Annotated in this window: 14 protein-coding genes; 10 read left to right on the forward strand and 4 right to left on the reverse strand. The window is 69.8% G+C overall.

The genetic code is table 11. The annotated features are described in order from the left end of the window. Positions 1–169 precede the first annotated feature (169 nt). Positions 170–490 (forward strand): hypothetical protein, encoded by a 321-nt coding sequence (locus VGR06_RS33950; protein ID WP_327563282.1) that lies wholly within the window; start codon positions 170–172, stop codon positions 488–490. Between the two features lie 252 nt (positions 491–742). After that, a complete protein-coding gene (locus VGR06_RS33955) occupies positions 743–1,003 on the forward strand; it encodes a hypothetical protein (RefSeq protein ID WP_327563283.1) in 261 nt (86 codons plus the stop codon). 10 nt (positions 1,004–1,013) lie between these two features. Here VGR06_RS33955 and VGR06_RS33960 read toward each other — a convergent pair whose 3' ends face one another. The 4 genes from VGR06_RS33960 to VGR06_RS33975 form a co-directional block, all read right to left on the reverse strand. After that, the gene (locus VGR06_RS33960; RefSeq protein ID WP_327563284.1) at positions 1,014–1,460 is read right to left on the reverse strand and encodes a DUF6069 family protein; all 447 of its coding nucleotides are present in this window, start codon (positions 1,458–1,460) and stop codon (positions 1,014–1,016) included. After that, positions 1,457–1,600 carry a hypothetical protein gene (locus VGR06_RS33965; RefSeq protein WP_327563285.1) on the reverse strand — a complete coding sequence of 48 codons (144 nt, stop codon included), beginning with the start codon at positions 1,598–1,600 and terminating at the stop codon, positions 1,457–1,459. Before VGR06_RS33965 ends, VGR06_RS33960 begins: the two co-directional genes overlap by 4 nt. Before the next feature lie 34 nt (positions 1,601–1,634). Beyond that, entirely contained in the window at positions 1,635–4,253 is a 2,619-nt protein-coding gene (locus VGR06_RS33970; protein WP_327563286.1) for a LuxR C-terminal-related transcriptional regulator, read from the reverse strand. Positions 4,254–4,599: 346 nt separating this feature from the next. After that, complete coding sequence (locus VGR06_RS33975; protein ID WP_327563287.1) at positions 4,600–6,450, reverse strand: glycoside hydrolase family 15 protein; 1,851 nt, start codon at positions 6,448–6,450, stop codon at positions 4,600–4,602. 165 nt (positions 6,451–6,615) lie between these two features. Between VGR06_RS33975 and VGR06_RS33980 the strand changes: the two genes are divergently transcribed. The 8 genes from VGR06_RS33980 (at position 6,616) to VGR06_RS34015 (ending at position 14,391) form a co-directional block, all read left to right on the forward strand. Then, positions 6,616–7,095 (forward strand): DUF7144 family membrane protein, encoded by a 480-nt coding sequence (locus VGR06_RS33980; RefSeq protein WP_327563288.1) that lies wholly within the window; start codon positions 6,616–6,618, stop codon positions 7,093–7,095. Beyond that, positions 7,092–8,228 (forward strand): AI-2E family transporter, encoded by a 1,137-nt coding sequence (locus tag VGR06_RS33985; protein ID WP_327563289.1) that lies wholly within the window; start codon positions 7,092–7,094, stop codon positions 8,226–8,228. The genes VGR06_RS33980 and VGR06_RS33985 overlap by 4 nt, the downstream gene beginning before the upstream one ends. A 32-nt stretch (positions 8,229–8,260) precedes the next feature. After that, on the forward strand, positions 8,261–8,773 hold the full coding sequence (locus VGR06_RS33990; protein WP_327563290.1) for a DUF1269 domain-containing protein: 513 nt from the start codon (positions 8,261–8,263) through the stop codon (positions 8,771–8,773). Positions 8,774–8,795: 22 nt separating this feature from the next. Continuing rightward, complete coding sequence (locus tag VGR06_RS33995; RefSeq protein ID WP_327563291.1) at positions 8,796–9,941, forward strand: glutamate--cysteine ligase; 1,146 nt, start codon at positions 8,796–8,798, stop codon at positions 9,939–9,941. Positions 9,942–9,958: 17 nt separating this feature from the next. Continuing rightward, positions 9,959–11,089, forward strand: coding sequence for an aminopeptidase P family protein (locus tag VGR06_RS34000; protein WP_327563292.1), 1,131 nt, complete (start codon positions 9,959–9,961; stop codon positions 11,087–11,089). Positions 11,090–11,135: 46 nt separating this feature from the next. Beyond that, positions 11,136–12,416 (forward strand): APC family permease, encoded by a 1,281-nt coding sequence (locus VGR06_RS34005; RefSeq protein WP_327563293.1) that lies wholly within the window; start codon positions 11,136–11,138, stop codon positions 12,414–12,416. Positions 12,417–12,517: 101 nt separating this feature from the next. Next, complete coding sequence (locus VGR06_RS34010) at positions 12,518–13,969, forward strand: APC family permease (RefSeq protein WP_327563294.1); 1,452 nt, start codon at positions 12,518–12,520, stop codon at positions 13,967–13,969. Beyond that, positions 13,966–14,391: a hypothetical protein gene (locus VGR06_RS34015; RefSeq protein WP_327563295.1), complete on the forward strand. Its 426-nt coding sequence runs from the start codon at positions 13,966–13,968 to the stop codon at positions 14,389–14,391. The genes VGR06_RS34010 and VGR06_RS34015 overlap by 4 nt, the downstream gene beginning before the upstream one ends. Positions 14,392–14,395 lie beyond the last annotated feature (4 nt).

A 14,395-nucleotide genomic window follows, 5' to 3' on the forward strand; every position in this document is an offset into this window, starting at 1 on the left:
TGGTCACACCGGTCCCCCCTGTCCCCCCTGCCTCACCAGCACGGCACCGGCCGAACTCACCCGGTCCTCACATCGCTGGCAACGACGCCCGACGACACGAGGGGCAACGACGAGCAACTCCCTCCAGCGGAGCCACACCCATTCGATTCCGAGCGGCTCCGGTGGCTTCGTGGCGGTCCCGTTCGGACTCTCCGGCGACAGGATCACGCCGGGCGACTACGACGGCGACCGGATCACCGACCGCGCCGTCTTCCGGCCGGGCACCGGGGTGGGGTGGATTCTGCGGAGCAGCGACGGTGCCGTGTCGACACTGCCGTTCGGTCTGTCCACCGACGAACCGGTGGCCGCGGACCACACGGGCGACGGCAAGACCGATGTCGCGGTGTGGCGGGAAGCTGACGGCAGCTGGTGGGTCGTCGACCAGGGCGTCCGGGCGTTCTTCGGCACCGCGGGTGACCAGCCGGTCGCTCACGCGTATCTGCCGGCGTAACTGGGAGGTGACGCTCGGGTCCCGGCACGGGCAAGCCGGGACCCGAGCCTGTCCCGAAGGTATCCAGGGAGATGGTTGGCGCCTCTTGTTGGTAAGTGTTAAGGAGGCACCGCCATGGCTCAGAGCACGCGGGTTGGTAACACACCGGTGCCTGCTCCGATGAAACCGGACAGGACCACGGTCCATCAAAGTGTCGGTGCCGGGTGGTACAACTCGGTGCGAAAAGAGCCAACGAGCAAGGAAGTATCCCCGATGTCCGGCCGCCCGCTAACTGGTCTGAACCACCGAGCGCTCGCGATGCTCCGCGCCGTCGCCGACGGACGTGCCGAGCTCAGCTGCAGCCGGGAGCCGGACCTGTTCATCGACGGCGTGCCCTGCTGCGACCAGTTCACTGCGCACGGTCTCGCCCACGACGGCCTGATCGAACATGCCTACACCGGCACCCTGGGTCAGCGGGTACCGGCCGCGGCCACGCCGGCGGGGCTCGCGGCGATCGAGCCTATTGCGGCCTGATCTCTCTCCCTCACCGGTTCGGTGTCGCGCGGTATGCGGTGCGGACGACGCCGTTGAGGATCGAGATGATGGCCAGGCCCAGCACCAGGTTGATGGTGGCGGTGGCGATTCGGCTCGGGGCGGAGGCGTCGAGCGTGAGCGGCAGCACGGCCGCGATCATGGTGAGCAGGCCCGTGATCCAGGCGAAGAAACGGGGAAACCGCGGGGTGGTCAGCACCAGCAGGTGCAGCAGGGCGGTGGCGGCCAGGGCGGCACCGCCGGCAACCAGCGCGTAGGTCGCCGTATTGGCGTTGCCCCAGAGGCCGTCGCCCTGGGGCGCGAGGACCGGGATTTCCAGGACGCCCCGGGCGAGCAGGATGCCGGCCACGGCGACGAGGGCGGCGACGACGGCGGTCGCCAGGCCGCCGGCCCAGAGCCGGCCGGCGTCCAGCCGGCGGGCCGGAGGCTCGGCCGTCACCGACCACTACCGTCCACTTCGGACGTCACCGGGGCCGGGTCGGTCTTGGTGCGCGATGGTGCGGAAATCCAGCGCTCCAACCGTTCCATGAGCAGCGGACCGATCATGACCACGGTCAGCACGAACACCAACGTGAACATGGATGGACCTTTCTTCTCGGCGGGGTGCGTGTCCTCACAGGAGTCCGCGCTGGCGGGCGACGGTGATGGCGTCGCGACGGTGGCTGACGCCGAGCTTGCGGTAGATGCCGCGCAGGTGGGTCTTGACGGTGTTGACCGAGACGAACATGGTGTGGGCGATCTCCTCGGCCGTGCGCATCGACGGCAGTTCAACCAGCAGCGCCTGTTCCCGCGCGGTGAGGCGGTCGGTGGGGTCGGGGACCGATGCGGGCAGGGAGGCGAGGACCTTGCTGGCGAAGTCCTCGTGGCGGCCGAACCGGCCGGCACCGCGGGCCAGCACGGTGCGGAGGAACTGGCCGGCGTCGCGGAACGGCCGCGCGATGTCGTGCGGCGCGGCCAGCGTCAGTGCCCGGGTGAGTGCCTCGTGGGCACGGCTGGCGTCGTCGATACGGTCGGCGAGGTGCGCCTCCAGCAACCAGACATCGACGAGCGTGGCCGCGACGATGGTGCGGCTGCGGCCGTCGAGAATGGGAGCTATCAGCCGCCTGGTCGACGCGACCCGGCCCTGGTGGGCGTGCATGATGGCGCGGGCCAGAACCTGTTCGCCGCATGGGACGAGGCTCTTCTCGGCATGTTCGAGCACCTCGCCGGCCCAGGAGATCTCGCCGACCCGCAGTGCCATGCGCTGCCGGGTCGGCGCGGTGTAGGCGATCAGAGCCGGAGAGATGACTTTGCCGCTGAGGCGTTGCCAGTGCCCCCGCAGAGTGGCCACGACCTGGTGCGGATCCTTGGCGGTGTCGAAGGTGGTCATCGCGTGCAGGGTGAGCGCGAGCAGTTCGATCGTCGGGTCGGTCGACTCACCCACCAGGGCCGCGGCGCGCGTGGCGAGCCGTCCGGCCCGCTCGTCCTCGAGCCGCTGGTAGGCCTCGACGCCGAGCAGCGCGTAGGCGTAGGTACACCGGGATGTGCCGTCCCAGCCCCGGGACTTGGCGATGGCGAGCGCTTCTCGTGCCCGCATGCCCATCTGCGTGAGGTCGCCGTCCACCGCGGCGGCCGCGGCCAGGTGTGTCTCGCACTGCAGCCGCACCGCGTCCCGGTCTTCCACGGCGGCGAGTCTCAAAGCACGGTGCAGATCGGACTTGGCCCGGTGGTGGTGGCCGGTCCACGCCGCCACGACCCCCCGGTTGACCATCGCGAGCAGGTCGAGGTCGAATTCGCCGGTGCTCCCGGCCCGGGTGGACCGCATCGCCGCCAGCGCCGCGCCGACGTCCCCGTCCAACCGGGACCGGTGCAGTTGCACGGTGGCACGCAGGGCGCGGAGCCGCTGGGTGCGCAGCGGGTGGGCAGCGTTGTCGACGGCCCGCAGCCAGCGGTCGGCGACCAGCATGTCGCCCAGGTCGAGGGCGGTCAGGGCGGCGATCAGGGCGACCGACGGGCGGGTCAGCACATGGGCCGGCACGCTGTCCAGGACGCGGCGCAGTCGGACGGTCTCTCCCTTGAGGATCTGCTCGAGGCCGTGCTTCGCGATCAGGCGGGTGACGAGGCCGTCGTCTCCGGACGCGACGCCGTGTTCCATGGCCCGCAGCGCGTCACCGGAGTCGAGAAACCAGTCCGCGGCGATGCGGTGCAGCCGCTGCTGGGCGGACAACCGCCGCCGACCCAGTTCGGCCCGCAGGTAGCTGCGGAGCAGCGGGTGGTACCGGTAGGAATCGTCGTCGCCGGTCACGATGCCGGTGCGTGCCAACCGGTCGAGAATCTGCCCGGCGTTGTCCCGCCGGGACAGCGCCACCGCCAGGTCGGCGGTGAAGGCGCAGCAGACGCAGGTGGCGAGCATGAACTGCTGGACGTCGTTCGGCTGGCGGGCGAACACCTCACCCGTCAGGTAGTCGGCGACCATCGGGTCGTCCCCGGTGAAGCTGGTGAACCGGTCGGCCGGCTGGGTCGAGTCGGCGAGGGTGAGGGCGGCCAGGCGCAGCGCCGCCGCCCAGCCCTCGGTGCGTTCCATCAGCAGGTCGAGCTCCGAATCGGCCAGCTGAATGCCCTCGTTCACATACAGGCGGCGAGCCTCGTCCGTGGTGAAAGTCAGTTCGTCCGGACCAATTTCCCTGAGTCGGCCTTCCAGTTTGAGCCGGGGAAGAATCAGGGGCGGTGAGGATCTCGTCGCCAGCACTATACGGAGCGTTGCCGGCGAATGACGGAGCAGCATGTTCAGCGTGTGGACGGAGCCGGCCGACCGCACGTCGTCGACTCCGTCGAGAACGAGGAGGACCGGCTTGGCCAGCCGCTCGAGCATGGCGATGACCGCGGCGAGGAAGACGGCGTACGGCTCGCCCGGGATGGGCACGGCCTGGTCGAACTGATCACCCGGGGCACGGGCGCCGGCGTCCCGGAGCGCACGCAGGATCGCCGGCCACAGCACGGCGGGATCGTTGTCCTCGCTGTCCAGCGACACCCAGGCCACCCAGGCGTCACCGCGCTCAGCCCGAGCCCGCGCCCAGGTGGCGAGCAAGGTCGTCTTCCCGGCGCCGGCCGGCGCGCGCACGACCGTCACCGGCGGGCCGACGTCGCCGGTCGCCACGGCGGCGTCCAGCACGTCGTGCAGCCAATTCCGGATGAGCACGGCGGACGCATTCGGTGGAATTCGCACCTTGGCCGCGGCCACCGGCGTCTCCATTTTCGCGCCCGCCACCTCACCGCCCGTCGTCCGCTCGGATTCCGAAGGTCTTCTCGGCTCAATGAGACGCATTTTTATCCCCTTTTTGAACCACCTGTGGACTGAATTTCAACCCCACTGTTAGGCTGTTCCGAACCCCTCGTCCCGTGCTGGCGGGCAGGTACCGATCAGAGCGCACCCATGTTGGGGGACGGGGCGGGCGCGGCGCCTCCTCCGTTTCGGATGAGAATTTCGTACGGGCCAGGCAGTGGACGGCTTGACGGTTGCGCGGATCCGCAGTATGTGGACGGTTTCCGCGTCGCCCTGGCCGCCCAAGCACATTCCGGCCGGCTGAAAATGCCGCGCATCACGGCCGCGGGGTGGCCGGTGACGTGATCGCGATGCCCAGATCCAGGGCCTGGTCGAGGGTCAGCGCGGCGTCGATGAGCGCGAGATGGGTGAATGCCTGGGGGAAATTGCCGAGTTGCTCACCGGTGGGGCCGATCTCCTCGGCGAACAGGCCGAGATGGTTGGCGTAGGTCAGCATCTTCTCGAAGACCAGCCGAGCCTTCTCGAGATAGCCGGCGCCGGCCAGCGCGTTGACGTAGTTGAAGGTGCACAGCGAGAACGTGCCCTCGGAACCCAGCAGGCCGTCCGGGGACGCGTCCGGGTCATACCGGTACATCAGGCTGTCCGCCACGAGCTCGCGCTCCATCGCGGCCAGGGTGGCCAGCCAGCTCGGGTCGCGCGGGGTGACGAAACCGACCTGCGCCATCCGCAGCAGCGCCGAGTCGAGCACCGGCGAGCCGTACCGCTGGACGAACGCCTGCCGGCCGGGATGCCAGCCCCGGGCCCAGATCTGGTCGTAGATCCGGTCCCGGTGGGTCCGCCACCGGTCGACCGAACCGGGGCGGCTCAGCGAGTCCGACAGCCGGGCCGCCCGGTCGAACGCCACCCAGCTCATCAACCGGCCATAGGTGAAGTTCTCCCGGCCCCCGCGGGTCTCCCAGATGCCCTCCTCCGGCTGATCCCAGTTGTCACCCAGCCAGTCGAGCAGACCGGACAGCGCCTGCCAGCCGCGGTGGCCGACGCGCAGCCCGTGCCGGTCAGCCTGGTAGATGCTGTCCAGGAGCTCGCCGTAGATGTCGAGCTGGAGCTGGTCGGACGCCCCGTTGCCGATGCGCACCGGGCTCGAGCCGCGATAGCCCTCCCAGTGCTCGAGGATCTCCTCGGTCAGGTCCGCCGAGCCGTCCACCCGATACATGATCTTCAGCGGGCCGCTGTCGCTTCCGGCCCCTTCCTCGTAGCGATCCGCCAGCCAGCGCGCGAAATCCGCGGCCTCCTCGATGAAACCCATGCCCAGCAAGGAGTACACCGCGAACGAGGCGTCCCGGATCCAGGTGTAGCGGTAGTCCCAGTTCCGCTCCCCACCGACCTGCTCGGGCAGACCCGCCGTCGGGGCGGCGATGATCGCACCGGTCGGCGCGTAGGTCATGAGCTTGAGCGTCACCGCCGAGCGGTTCACGATCTCGCGCCAGCGTCCCCGATAGGTCGACCTGCCCAGCCAGGTCCGCCAGAACCGGACGGTGTCGGTGAAATCCTTCTCGACTTCGGCGACCCGAACGGTCCGCGGTGCCTGGCCGGCACCCGACTCGAGCACGAACCCGCGAACCTGCCCGGCATCCAGGGTGAGCGAGCCCGACACGCTGCCGCCGTCGGTCATCCGCAGCTCGGCGGCGCGGACGTCGCCGGGTTCCCGAACGGCATGGACGGTCAGCGCGAACTCCCCCGCGTCGAAAACCACGCCGTGCTCGGTCAGGTGGGTGGTGTGCGACCGGCGGCCGTAGTCGAAGCAGGGAGCGATGTCCAGCTCGAAGTCGAGCCGCCCGCGCACGCAGCGCACCATCCTGATCAGCCGGCGGTTCGCCGTGGGCACGTGGATCGGCGCCGGTGGCATGAAGTCGACGACCTCACCGGTCCCGGAGCCGGCCATGAACCGGGTGATCAGGATCGCGGTGTCGGGAAAGTACAGCTGCCTCGCCGAGTGCGACCCGTTCGCGGGTCGCACCCGGCAGTGACCGCCACGCTGGCGGTCCAACAAGGCCGCGAACACGCTCGGGGAGTCGAACCGTGGACAGCAGAACCAGTCGATCGTTCCGTCGCCGCTCACCAGCGCGGCCGTCTGCAGGTCCCCGACCAATCCGTGATCGGCGATCATCGGATACTCCACCACGAGCGATCTCCCTGTGATTCGGACGTTTCCCGCCGACAAATCTGGCGTTTCGCCGAGCAGCTGTCTCCATCCGCGCTGGGTGATGAATCCGGCCGAGTGCCCGTGCGACGGTGAACGCGGTGATCGTCCGTTAACCGAACGGGAGGCATGATGAGCGAGTACACCCACCACCGGACCGGCCGGGTCGAGGATCCGGCCGACGGGAACTGGCAGGTCGAAGCGGCACCGGCCCGCGCGGGAAGCCGGAGCTCGGCGTGGGCGGGCTGGATCGTGTTCGCCGGCATCACAATGCTCATGATTGGTTCGTTCAACGCGATCGAGGGTCTGGTGGCGCTGTTCGACCCGAACGTCTACATCGCCGGCCCGGACAACGTTCTGGTGTTCGACCTGACCACCTGGGGCTGGGTCCACCTGATCATCGGTGTGCTGGTGGCGATCACCGGGATCGCGCTGCTCGCCGACGCCGGCTGGGCCCGCCCGGTCACGGTCGTGCTCGCCGCGCTCAACGCGATCGTGCAACTGACCTTCGTCACCGTCTACCCGGTGTGGTCGCTGGCCGCCGTCACCCTCTGCGTCGTGGTCATCTGGGCCATCGTGGTACACGGAAGCGAAAGCCGCATGGACTGGTGACGGCGCCCGAACCGGGCAGCCAGCACACCGCGCCGGCGACGGAGCGCGCCGATCCGTTGCTGCCACGCGGGTTGGTGATCCTCCTCGGCACGGCCGCGGCGGTCATCGTGGTGGCCGGGATGAAGGCGGCGGCGTGGCTGGTCGCGCCGACGCTGCTGGCGCTGGTCATCGTGATCGTCGTGAGCCCGGTGCACAACTGGTTGCGGCGGCACGGTTTTCCGGCCTGGGTGGCGACGTCCATCCTCATCGTGGTCGTCTACGGGGCGCTGCTGGCGTTCATCTTGGTCATGGTCGCCGCGATGGTGCGGCTGGTCGCCCTGCTGCCGCAGTACGCGGAGCAGACCAGGAACCTCGCCACACGCGCCGCCGACGCGGCCGGCGCGCTGGGCATCGAACCCGGCGAACTGCGGGACGCGGCACGCTCGCTGGATCTCGGCAAGCTGGTGGCCTCGCTCGGCGCACTGCTCGGCAGCGTGACCGCGGTGACCACCAGCGTGGTGTTCCTGCTGGCACTGCTGCTGTTCTTCAGCGTGGAGACCAGCGGCATCGACACCCGCCTCGCCGAGATCGCCAGCGACCGCCCGCAGGTGCGGCAGGCGCTGGCGGACTTCGCCAGCAGAACCCGGCGCTACCTCGTCGTCACCACGATCTTCGGGTTCATCGTCGCAGTGCTCGACACGATCGCGCTGGCCTGGCTGGGTATCCCACTGGCGATCCTGTGGGGGCTGCTGTCCTTCGTGACCAACTACATCCCGAACATCGGGTTCATCCTCGGCGTGCTCCCGCCCGCGCTGCTCGGCCTGCTCAGCGGCGGATGGCGGCGCCTGCTGATCGTCATCGTGGTCTACGTACTCGTCAACTTCGTGGTGCAGTCGCTGATCCAGCCCCGCTACGTCGGCGACGCGGTGGGTTTGTCAACCGTCCTGACGTTCGTGTCCCTGGTGTTCTGGGCCTGGGTGCTCGGACCGCTGGGCGTGCTGCTGGCGATTCCGGCGACCCTGCTGGTGATGGCCGTGCTCGTCAACGTCGATCCCCGGGCCGGCTGGGCCAGCGCGCTGCTGCGTGCCCCGGAACGGCACCGGAACCGTTCGTCCGGAACGGGTGATGTGCCGAACAGCAGGCAGGGCTTGTGATTCGTACGGAATCCAACGCGAAAGGCGGGACCATGGCGACGTTGACGATCTGGCGGTACAACTCGGCGGGCGGCGCGAGCCGGGCGGCGGAGACCTTGGAAACGCTGGTCAAGAGCGAGCTCATCACCGTGCACGACGCGGCGGTCGTGTGGTGGGACGAGGGAGCTCGGAAGCCGAAGCTGCGGCAGCTGCACAACCTGGCCGGCCGCGGCGCGCTTCTCGGTGCGTTCTGGGGCATGCTGTTCGGCCTGATCTTCCTCATGCCGCTGTTCGGTGCGGCCATCGGCGCGGCCGGGGGCGCCCTGTCCGGGACGCTGGGCGATGTGGGCATCGACGACGAACTGATCAAGCGGATTCGCGCCCAGCTCACGCCCGGCACGTCGGCCCTGTTCGTGCTGAGCGCCGACGCCGTGATCGACAAGGTGCGCGATGCCTTCACCGGCCAGGAGAAGCCGGAGCTGATGTTCACCAACCTCACACCGGAACAGGAAACGGCGCTGCGCGAGGTGTTCGCCGAGGACCTGGAACGAGAGCCGCACGGGTGACCATCGGCGATCATCCACCACAGTGGTGGCTTCCGCCCTGTCCGTCGGCGTGGAAGAGGAGTTCATGCTCGTGCACCCCTCGGCTGCCCACCTCCGGCCGTGCGGTCCGGCGGTGATCGAGGCGGCCGGCCGGATGGGTGTGCGGCTGTACAAGGAACTGACCACGGCGCAGGTGGAGACGAACACGCCGGTCTGCTGGAACATCCGGGACCTGAGCCGGGAGTTGCGGGAGTTGCGTTCGGTCGCGGCCGCGGCAGCCACCGGGGCCGGGGCCAGGCTGATCGCCGCCGGCGCCACGGTGGCCGGCGATCCCACGACGTCGCTCGCCGACTCGGCCCGCTACCGGCGAATGGCCGAGGAGTTCGGCCTGCTCGTGGCCGAGCACGGGATCTGCGGCTGCCATGTGCACGTCGGGGTGGCGGACCGGGAGACGGCGGTCCAGGTCGGCAACCATCTGCGGCCCTGGCTGCCCACGTTGCTCGCGCTGACCGCCAACTCGGCGGTCCACAGTGGACGGGACACCGGATACGCGAGCTGGCGATCGATCCTGCAGTCCCGGTGGCCCTGCTCCGGCCCGCCGCCCTACTTCACCTCCGCCGACCACTACGACTCCGTCGTGGCCATGATGCTGGACGCCGGCGCCGCCCTCGACCACGGAATGGTCTACTGGGACGTCCGGCCCTCGGCGCACATGCCCACCATCGAGATCCGGGTCAGCGACATTCCGTCCACAGTGGACCAGACGGTTCTGCTGGCCGGCCTGGTCCGCGGGCTGGTCGGCACGGCGATCCGCGCGCTGGACAGTGGCCGGACCGCGGCGGCGGTCTCCGCCGAGGTGCTGCGCGCCGCGTACTGGCGAAGTGCCCGCGACGGCCTGCGCGGCACCGCCGTCGACCCCTTCACCCTGCGGCGCACGACCCTCCCCGCGCTCCTTGCCGCACTGCTGCGCCACATCGGCGCCGAGCTCGAGGACCGGGGTGAGCTCCACGAAGTCACGTCCCTGGCAGGCAAGGTGCTCAGCCTGGGCAACGGGGCCATCCACCAGCGCCGCGCCCTGTCCCGGCGCGGCGCGGTCGCCGACGTCGTCGACCAGGCCGCCCGCGCCACCGTCGACGATCTCGGCGTCCCACCCGGCGCGATGACACCGCATCCGCACCGTCCACAGTGAACCCTTGGGAGGCAACCATGACCGCGCACGCACCGCCGAAGCCGTTCACCGCGGGCGACTACACCACCCGGATGGCCCGGGCGCTGGGGCAGGCACTGCACGGCGGACTGGACGGGATGATCGTCGCACCCGGTCCGGACCTGGTGTGGTTGACCGGTTACGAGCCCACGGCGGTCACCGAGCGGCTCACCCTGCTGATCCTCACCCCCAGGCTGCGGCCGACCCTGCTCGTCCCGACGCTGGAACGGCCCGACGTCGAAGCCGTCACCGGGGGCGGCGGGCTGGGCATCGTCGACTGGGCCGACGGCACCGACCCATACCATCTGGTCAGCGAGCTGCTCAAGCCGGACGGGCAGTTCGCGGTCTCCGACTCGGCCTGGTCGGTCCACCTGCTCGGCCTGCAGGCCGCGATGCCGCAGACCCGCTACGTCGCGCTGAGCCGGCGGCTGCCCATGCTGCGCGCGGTCAAGGACGCGAACGAGCTCTACCGGCTCAGCATCGCGGCCGTGGCGGCCGACGCGACCTACGACGAGATCGTCGGGTGGCGCTTCGCCGGTCGCCGGGAGCACGAGATCGCCACCGACCTGGCGCGGTTGCTACGCGAGTTCGGACACGAGCAGGTCGACTTCACCGTGGTCGGCTCCGGTCCCAACGGGGCCGACCCGCATCACGAGGCGGGCTACCGGATGATCCAGCCGGGCGACGCGGTCGTGCTGGACTTCGGCGGCCTGATGTTCGGGTACGGATCGGACACGACCCGCACGGTGTCGGTCGGGGAGCCGAGCCTCGATCTGGTGCGGGTGCACGACATCGTCCGCACCGCCCAGCAGGCCGCGTTCGAGGCGGTGCGGCCGGGCGTCCCGTGCGAGGAGATCGACCGGGTGGCCCGGGCGGTCATCACCGACGCGGGCTACGGCGAGCGGTTCATCCACCGCACCGGGCACGGGATCGGGGTGACCACGCACGAGCCGCCGTACCTCGTCCACGGTGAGGACCAGCCGCTCGAGGCCGGCATGTGCTTCTCCATCGAGCCGGGAATCTACCTGCCGGGCCGGTTCGGGGTGCGGATCGAGGACATCGTCACGGTCACCGGGAGCGGCGGCGAACGGCTCAACAACACGGCCCGTGACCTCCGGGTCGTCGGGTGATCGGCATGGAGCTTGCCGAATGCCAACTCCGACGAGAGGTGACGGCATGGGCACGACACAGCACGGTGACGCGCGCCGGATGACCGTCCTGGGGGCGGCGTTCCTCGGGGTCGGCTCGATGGTCGGGGCCGGGATCTTCGCGCTGCTCGGCGAGGCGGGCAAGGTCGCCGGCGCGGCGGTGTGGCTGTCGTTCCTCGTCGCGGGCGGGGTCGCCACGCTGCAGGGGTACGCGGTGGCCAAGCTGGGCGCGCGGTACCCCTCGTCGGGCGGCATCGTCACGTTCCTGCTCAAGGGCTACGGCGGCGGGCACGTCACCGCGATCACGTCCTGGCTGATCTACTTCGCCACCGTCATCGTGACCGCGATGGTGTCCGTCTCCTTTGGACAGTACGGCGCCGCCCTGCTGTTCGGCGGATCGGCGGGGTGGGGCCGGATCCTGACCAACGCGGTGGTGCTGGCCATCGCCGTGGTCAACATCCTCGGCACCGCGCTCATCAACCGGGTGCAGACCTGGATCGCGATCATCCTGCTCGCCGTGTTCGCCGTCTTCATCGTGGCGACCCTCGCCCAGTTCAACCCGGACCTGCTGGCTCCCTCGGGCTATCCACCGCTGACCGACATCTTCTCCAGCGTGGCGCTGACGTTCTTCGCCTACCTGGGTTTCACGGTCATCAGCTTCGCCGGCGACGACCTGCCGCGACCCGAGCGGAACCTGCCGCGGGCCATGTACCTGTCGCTGGGCATCACCACGGCGCTCTACGTGCTGGTCGCCGTCGGGGTGTTCGGCACTCTGACCGTGCAGCAGATCATCCAGGACGGCGAGACGGCGCTCGCGGTCGCGGCCAAGCCGGCGCTCGGTCAGGCCGGTTTCGCCATGATGGCCGTCGCGGCGATGCTGGCCACGGCGGCCTCGGTCAACGCCAACCTCTACGCCGCCACCGGCTCCACCGCGAAGCTCGCCGAATCGGGCCTGTTCCCGCCGGTCTTCGGCCAGCACGCCCGGGTCGGCAGCACCCGTGGCATGGTGATCTCGGTGGTGCTGATCCTGCTGCTGGCGAACCTGGTCGACCTGACCGCGATCGCCTCGCTGGGCAGCATGGTGGCTTTGTCGATCTTCCTGGTGCTCGCCGTCGCCGCGTACCGGCTGCGGGCCGAGACCGGCTCCCGGACCGCGATCCTGGTCGCCGGCATCGCCCTCACCGTGCTGGTCATGCTGATCTTCATGGTCCAGACCCTGCGGACCGCACCCGAGACGTTCATCGCGATGCTCGGAATCCTCGCGCTGGCAACGATTCTCGACCTGGTGTGGACCCGGGTGCGCCGATAGCCCTTGGGCCGCCCGGATCTCATCCGTCATGGATGTGGTGCCGAGCCGGCCCCTATCCCAAGCTCATCAGCCATGACGACGACATGTTGGGGGCGTTTGCCTTGAGTACCGCGGATATTCCTCTCGACCGGTCCGGCGAGCAGGCGGCGGCGCGGACCCGCGCCCCCGCCGCGGCCTGGATCTCCTGGGTGGCGTTGGCCTTGATGACCACCAGCTCGGTGGCGAGCCTGCGGCCGTCACCGACCATGGCGGTCTACGGCCTGGCCTGCGTGTTCCTCTATCTGGTCCCCGCGCTGGTGTTCCTGCTGCCCACCGCGCTCGTCTCCGCCGAGCTCGCGTCCGGTTGGGAAGGCGGGGTCTACAACTGGGTCGCGCAGGGAATCTCGAAACCCGCGGGCTTTCTGGCCGTGTGGTGCCAGTTCGCGATGACCATCTTCTACTACCCGAGCCTGCTCGGGTACGTGGCGAGCACGCTCGCCTACGTGTTCAATCCGGACCTGGCCAGCAACGGCGTGTGGACCGCCGCGGTGATCGTGATCGCCTACTGGTCCGGGGTCTGGATCTCCGCCCGCGGCACCAAGGGCGTCGCCGGCCTCGCCAGCGGCGGGCTGATCGTCGGGACGCTGGTCCCGGGTGCGCTGCTGGTCCTGCTCGGCCTGGTGTTCCTCGGCCAGGGCAACCCCTCGGCCGCGCCGATGACCGCCGACCATCTGCTCCCGGCGTGGGCCGGCCTGGCCAGCCTCGTGCTGATCGTCAACAACTTCCTTTCCTACTCCGGGATGGAGATGAACGCGGTGCACGTCTCGTTCCTGCGCAAGCCGGGCAAGGAGTTCCCCCGGGCGATGTTCCTCGCCATGGGGCTGGTCCTGGTGATCTTCATCCTGCCCGCGCTGGCGATCAGCTGGGTGGTGCCGGCCGAGCAGCTGTCCCTCACCGCCGGCGTGATGCAGGCCTTCGACGCCGTGTTCGCCCAGTTCGGATGGCAGCTGCTGACCCCGGTCATCGGGATCATGCTGGTGACCGCCTCCCTCGGCGGCATGCTGACCTGGCTCGCCGGCCCGTCCAAGGGTCTGCTGCTCATCTCCCGGCAGGAGGGCTACCTTCCCCCGTTCCTGCAACGCCTCAACAAGCAGGGCGTGCAGCAGAACATCCTGGTCGCCCAGGGGCTGGTCACCACGGGGATCGCGCTGCTCTACGCGTTCATCCCGGACGTGTCGAGCACCTACTGGATCTTCTCGGTGATCACCACCCAGGTCTACCTGATCATGTACCTGCTGCTGTTCGTGGCCGCGGTCCGGTTGCGCCGCAACGCTCCCGACCATCCCCGGGGCTACCGGGCACCGATGCTCGTCGGGCTGTGCGGCGTTGGCTTCGCCGCGTCCCTCGCGGCGCTGCTGGTCGGGTTCGTCCCGCCGTCGCAGTTCGGTCCGGGCAACGCCGGGCTGTACTTCCTGATCGTCGCCGGCGGCGCCCTCGGCCTGGGGCTGCTCGTGCCGTTCCTGTTCTACCGGTTTCGCAAGCCCTCCTGGCGGCAGGCGGTGGCGCCGTCATGATCGACACCTCGACCCGGCGCGAACGGGCCATCATCTACGGCGCCGTCGCCGCCGTCGCGCTGGCCCTGATGATCATCGGGCTGTTCGCCTGGCACTCCGGGAAATCGACCGAGGCGGCGGGAGCGAAGGCCGACCAGCTCAGCGCGGCGCTGCGGCTGGCCGGCGCGCAGGTCCCGGACCGCGACGAGATCGTCCGCCGGCTCGGCGACGACGGCGGGGCCGTCTGCGCGGACCCGACCGGGGCGCTGAGCAAGGCCGCGCTGCAGGCCCAGCTGAGCAACGGCGCCGGCGGACCGGGAACCCGACCGGTGATCACGGCGAGCCGGGTGGTCCGGGGCGAGGCGCTGGTGATCGGAATCTACTGCCCGGACAAGCTGCCCGACTTCCAGCAATTCATTGACAGCCTCTACACCAGTGGATGAGCCG

Origin of the sequence: Actinophytocola sp. (assembly GCF_036002505.1) — a bacterium.
GTDB lineage: Bacteria > Actinomycetota > Actinomycetes > Mycobacteriales > Pseudonocardiaceae > DASYTH01.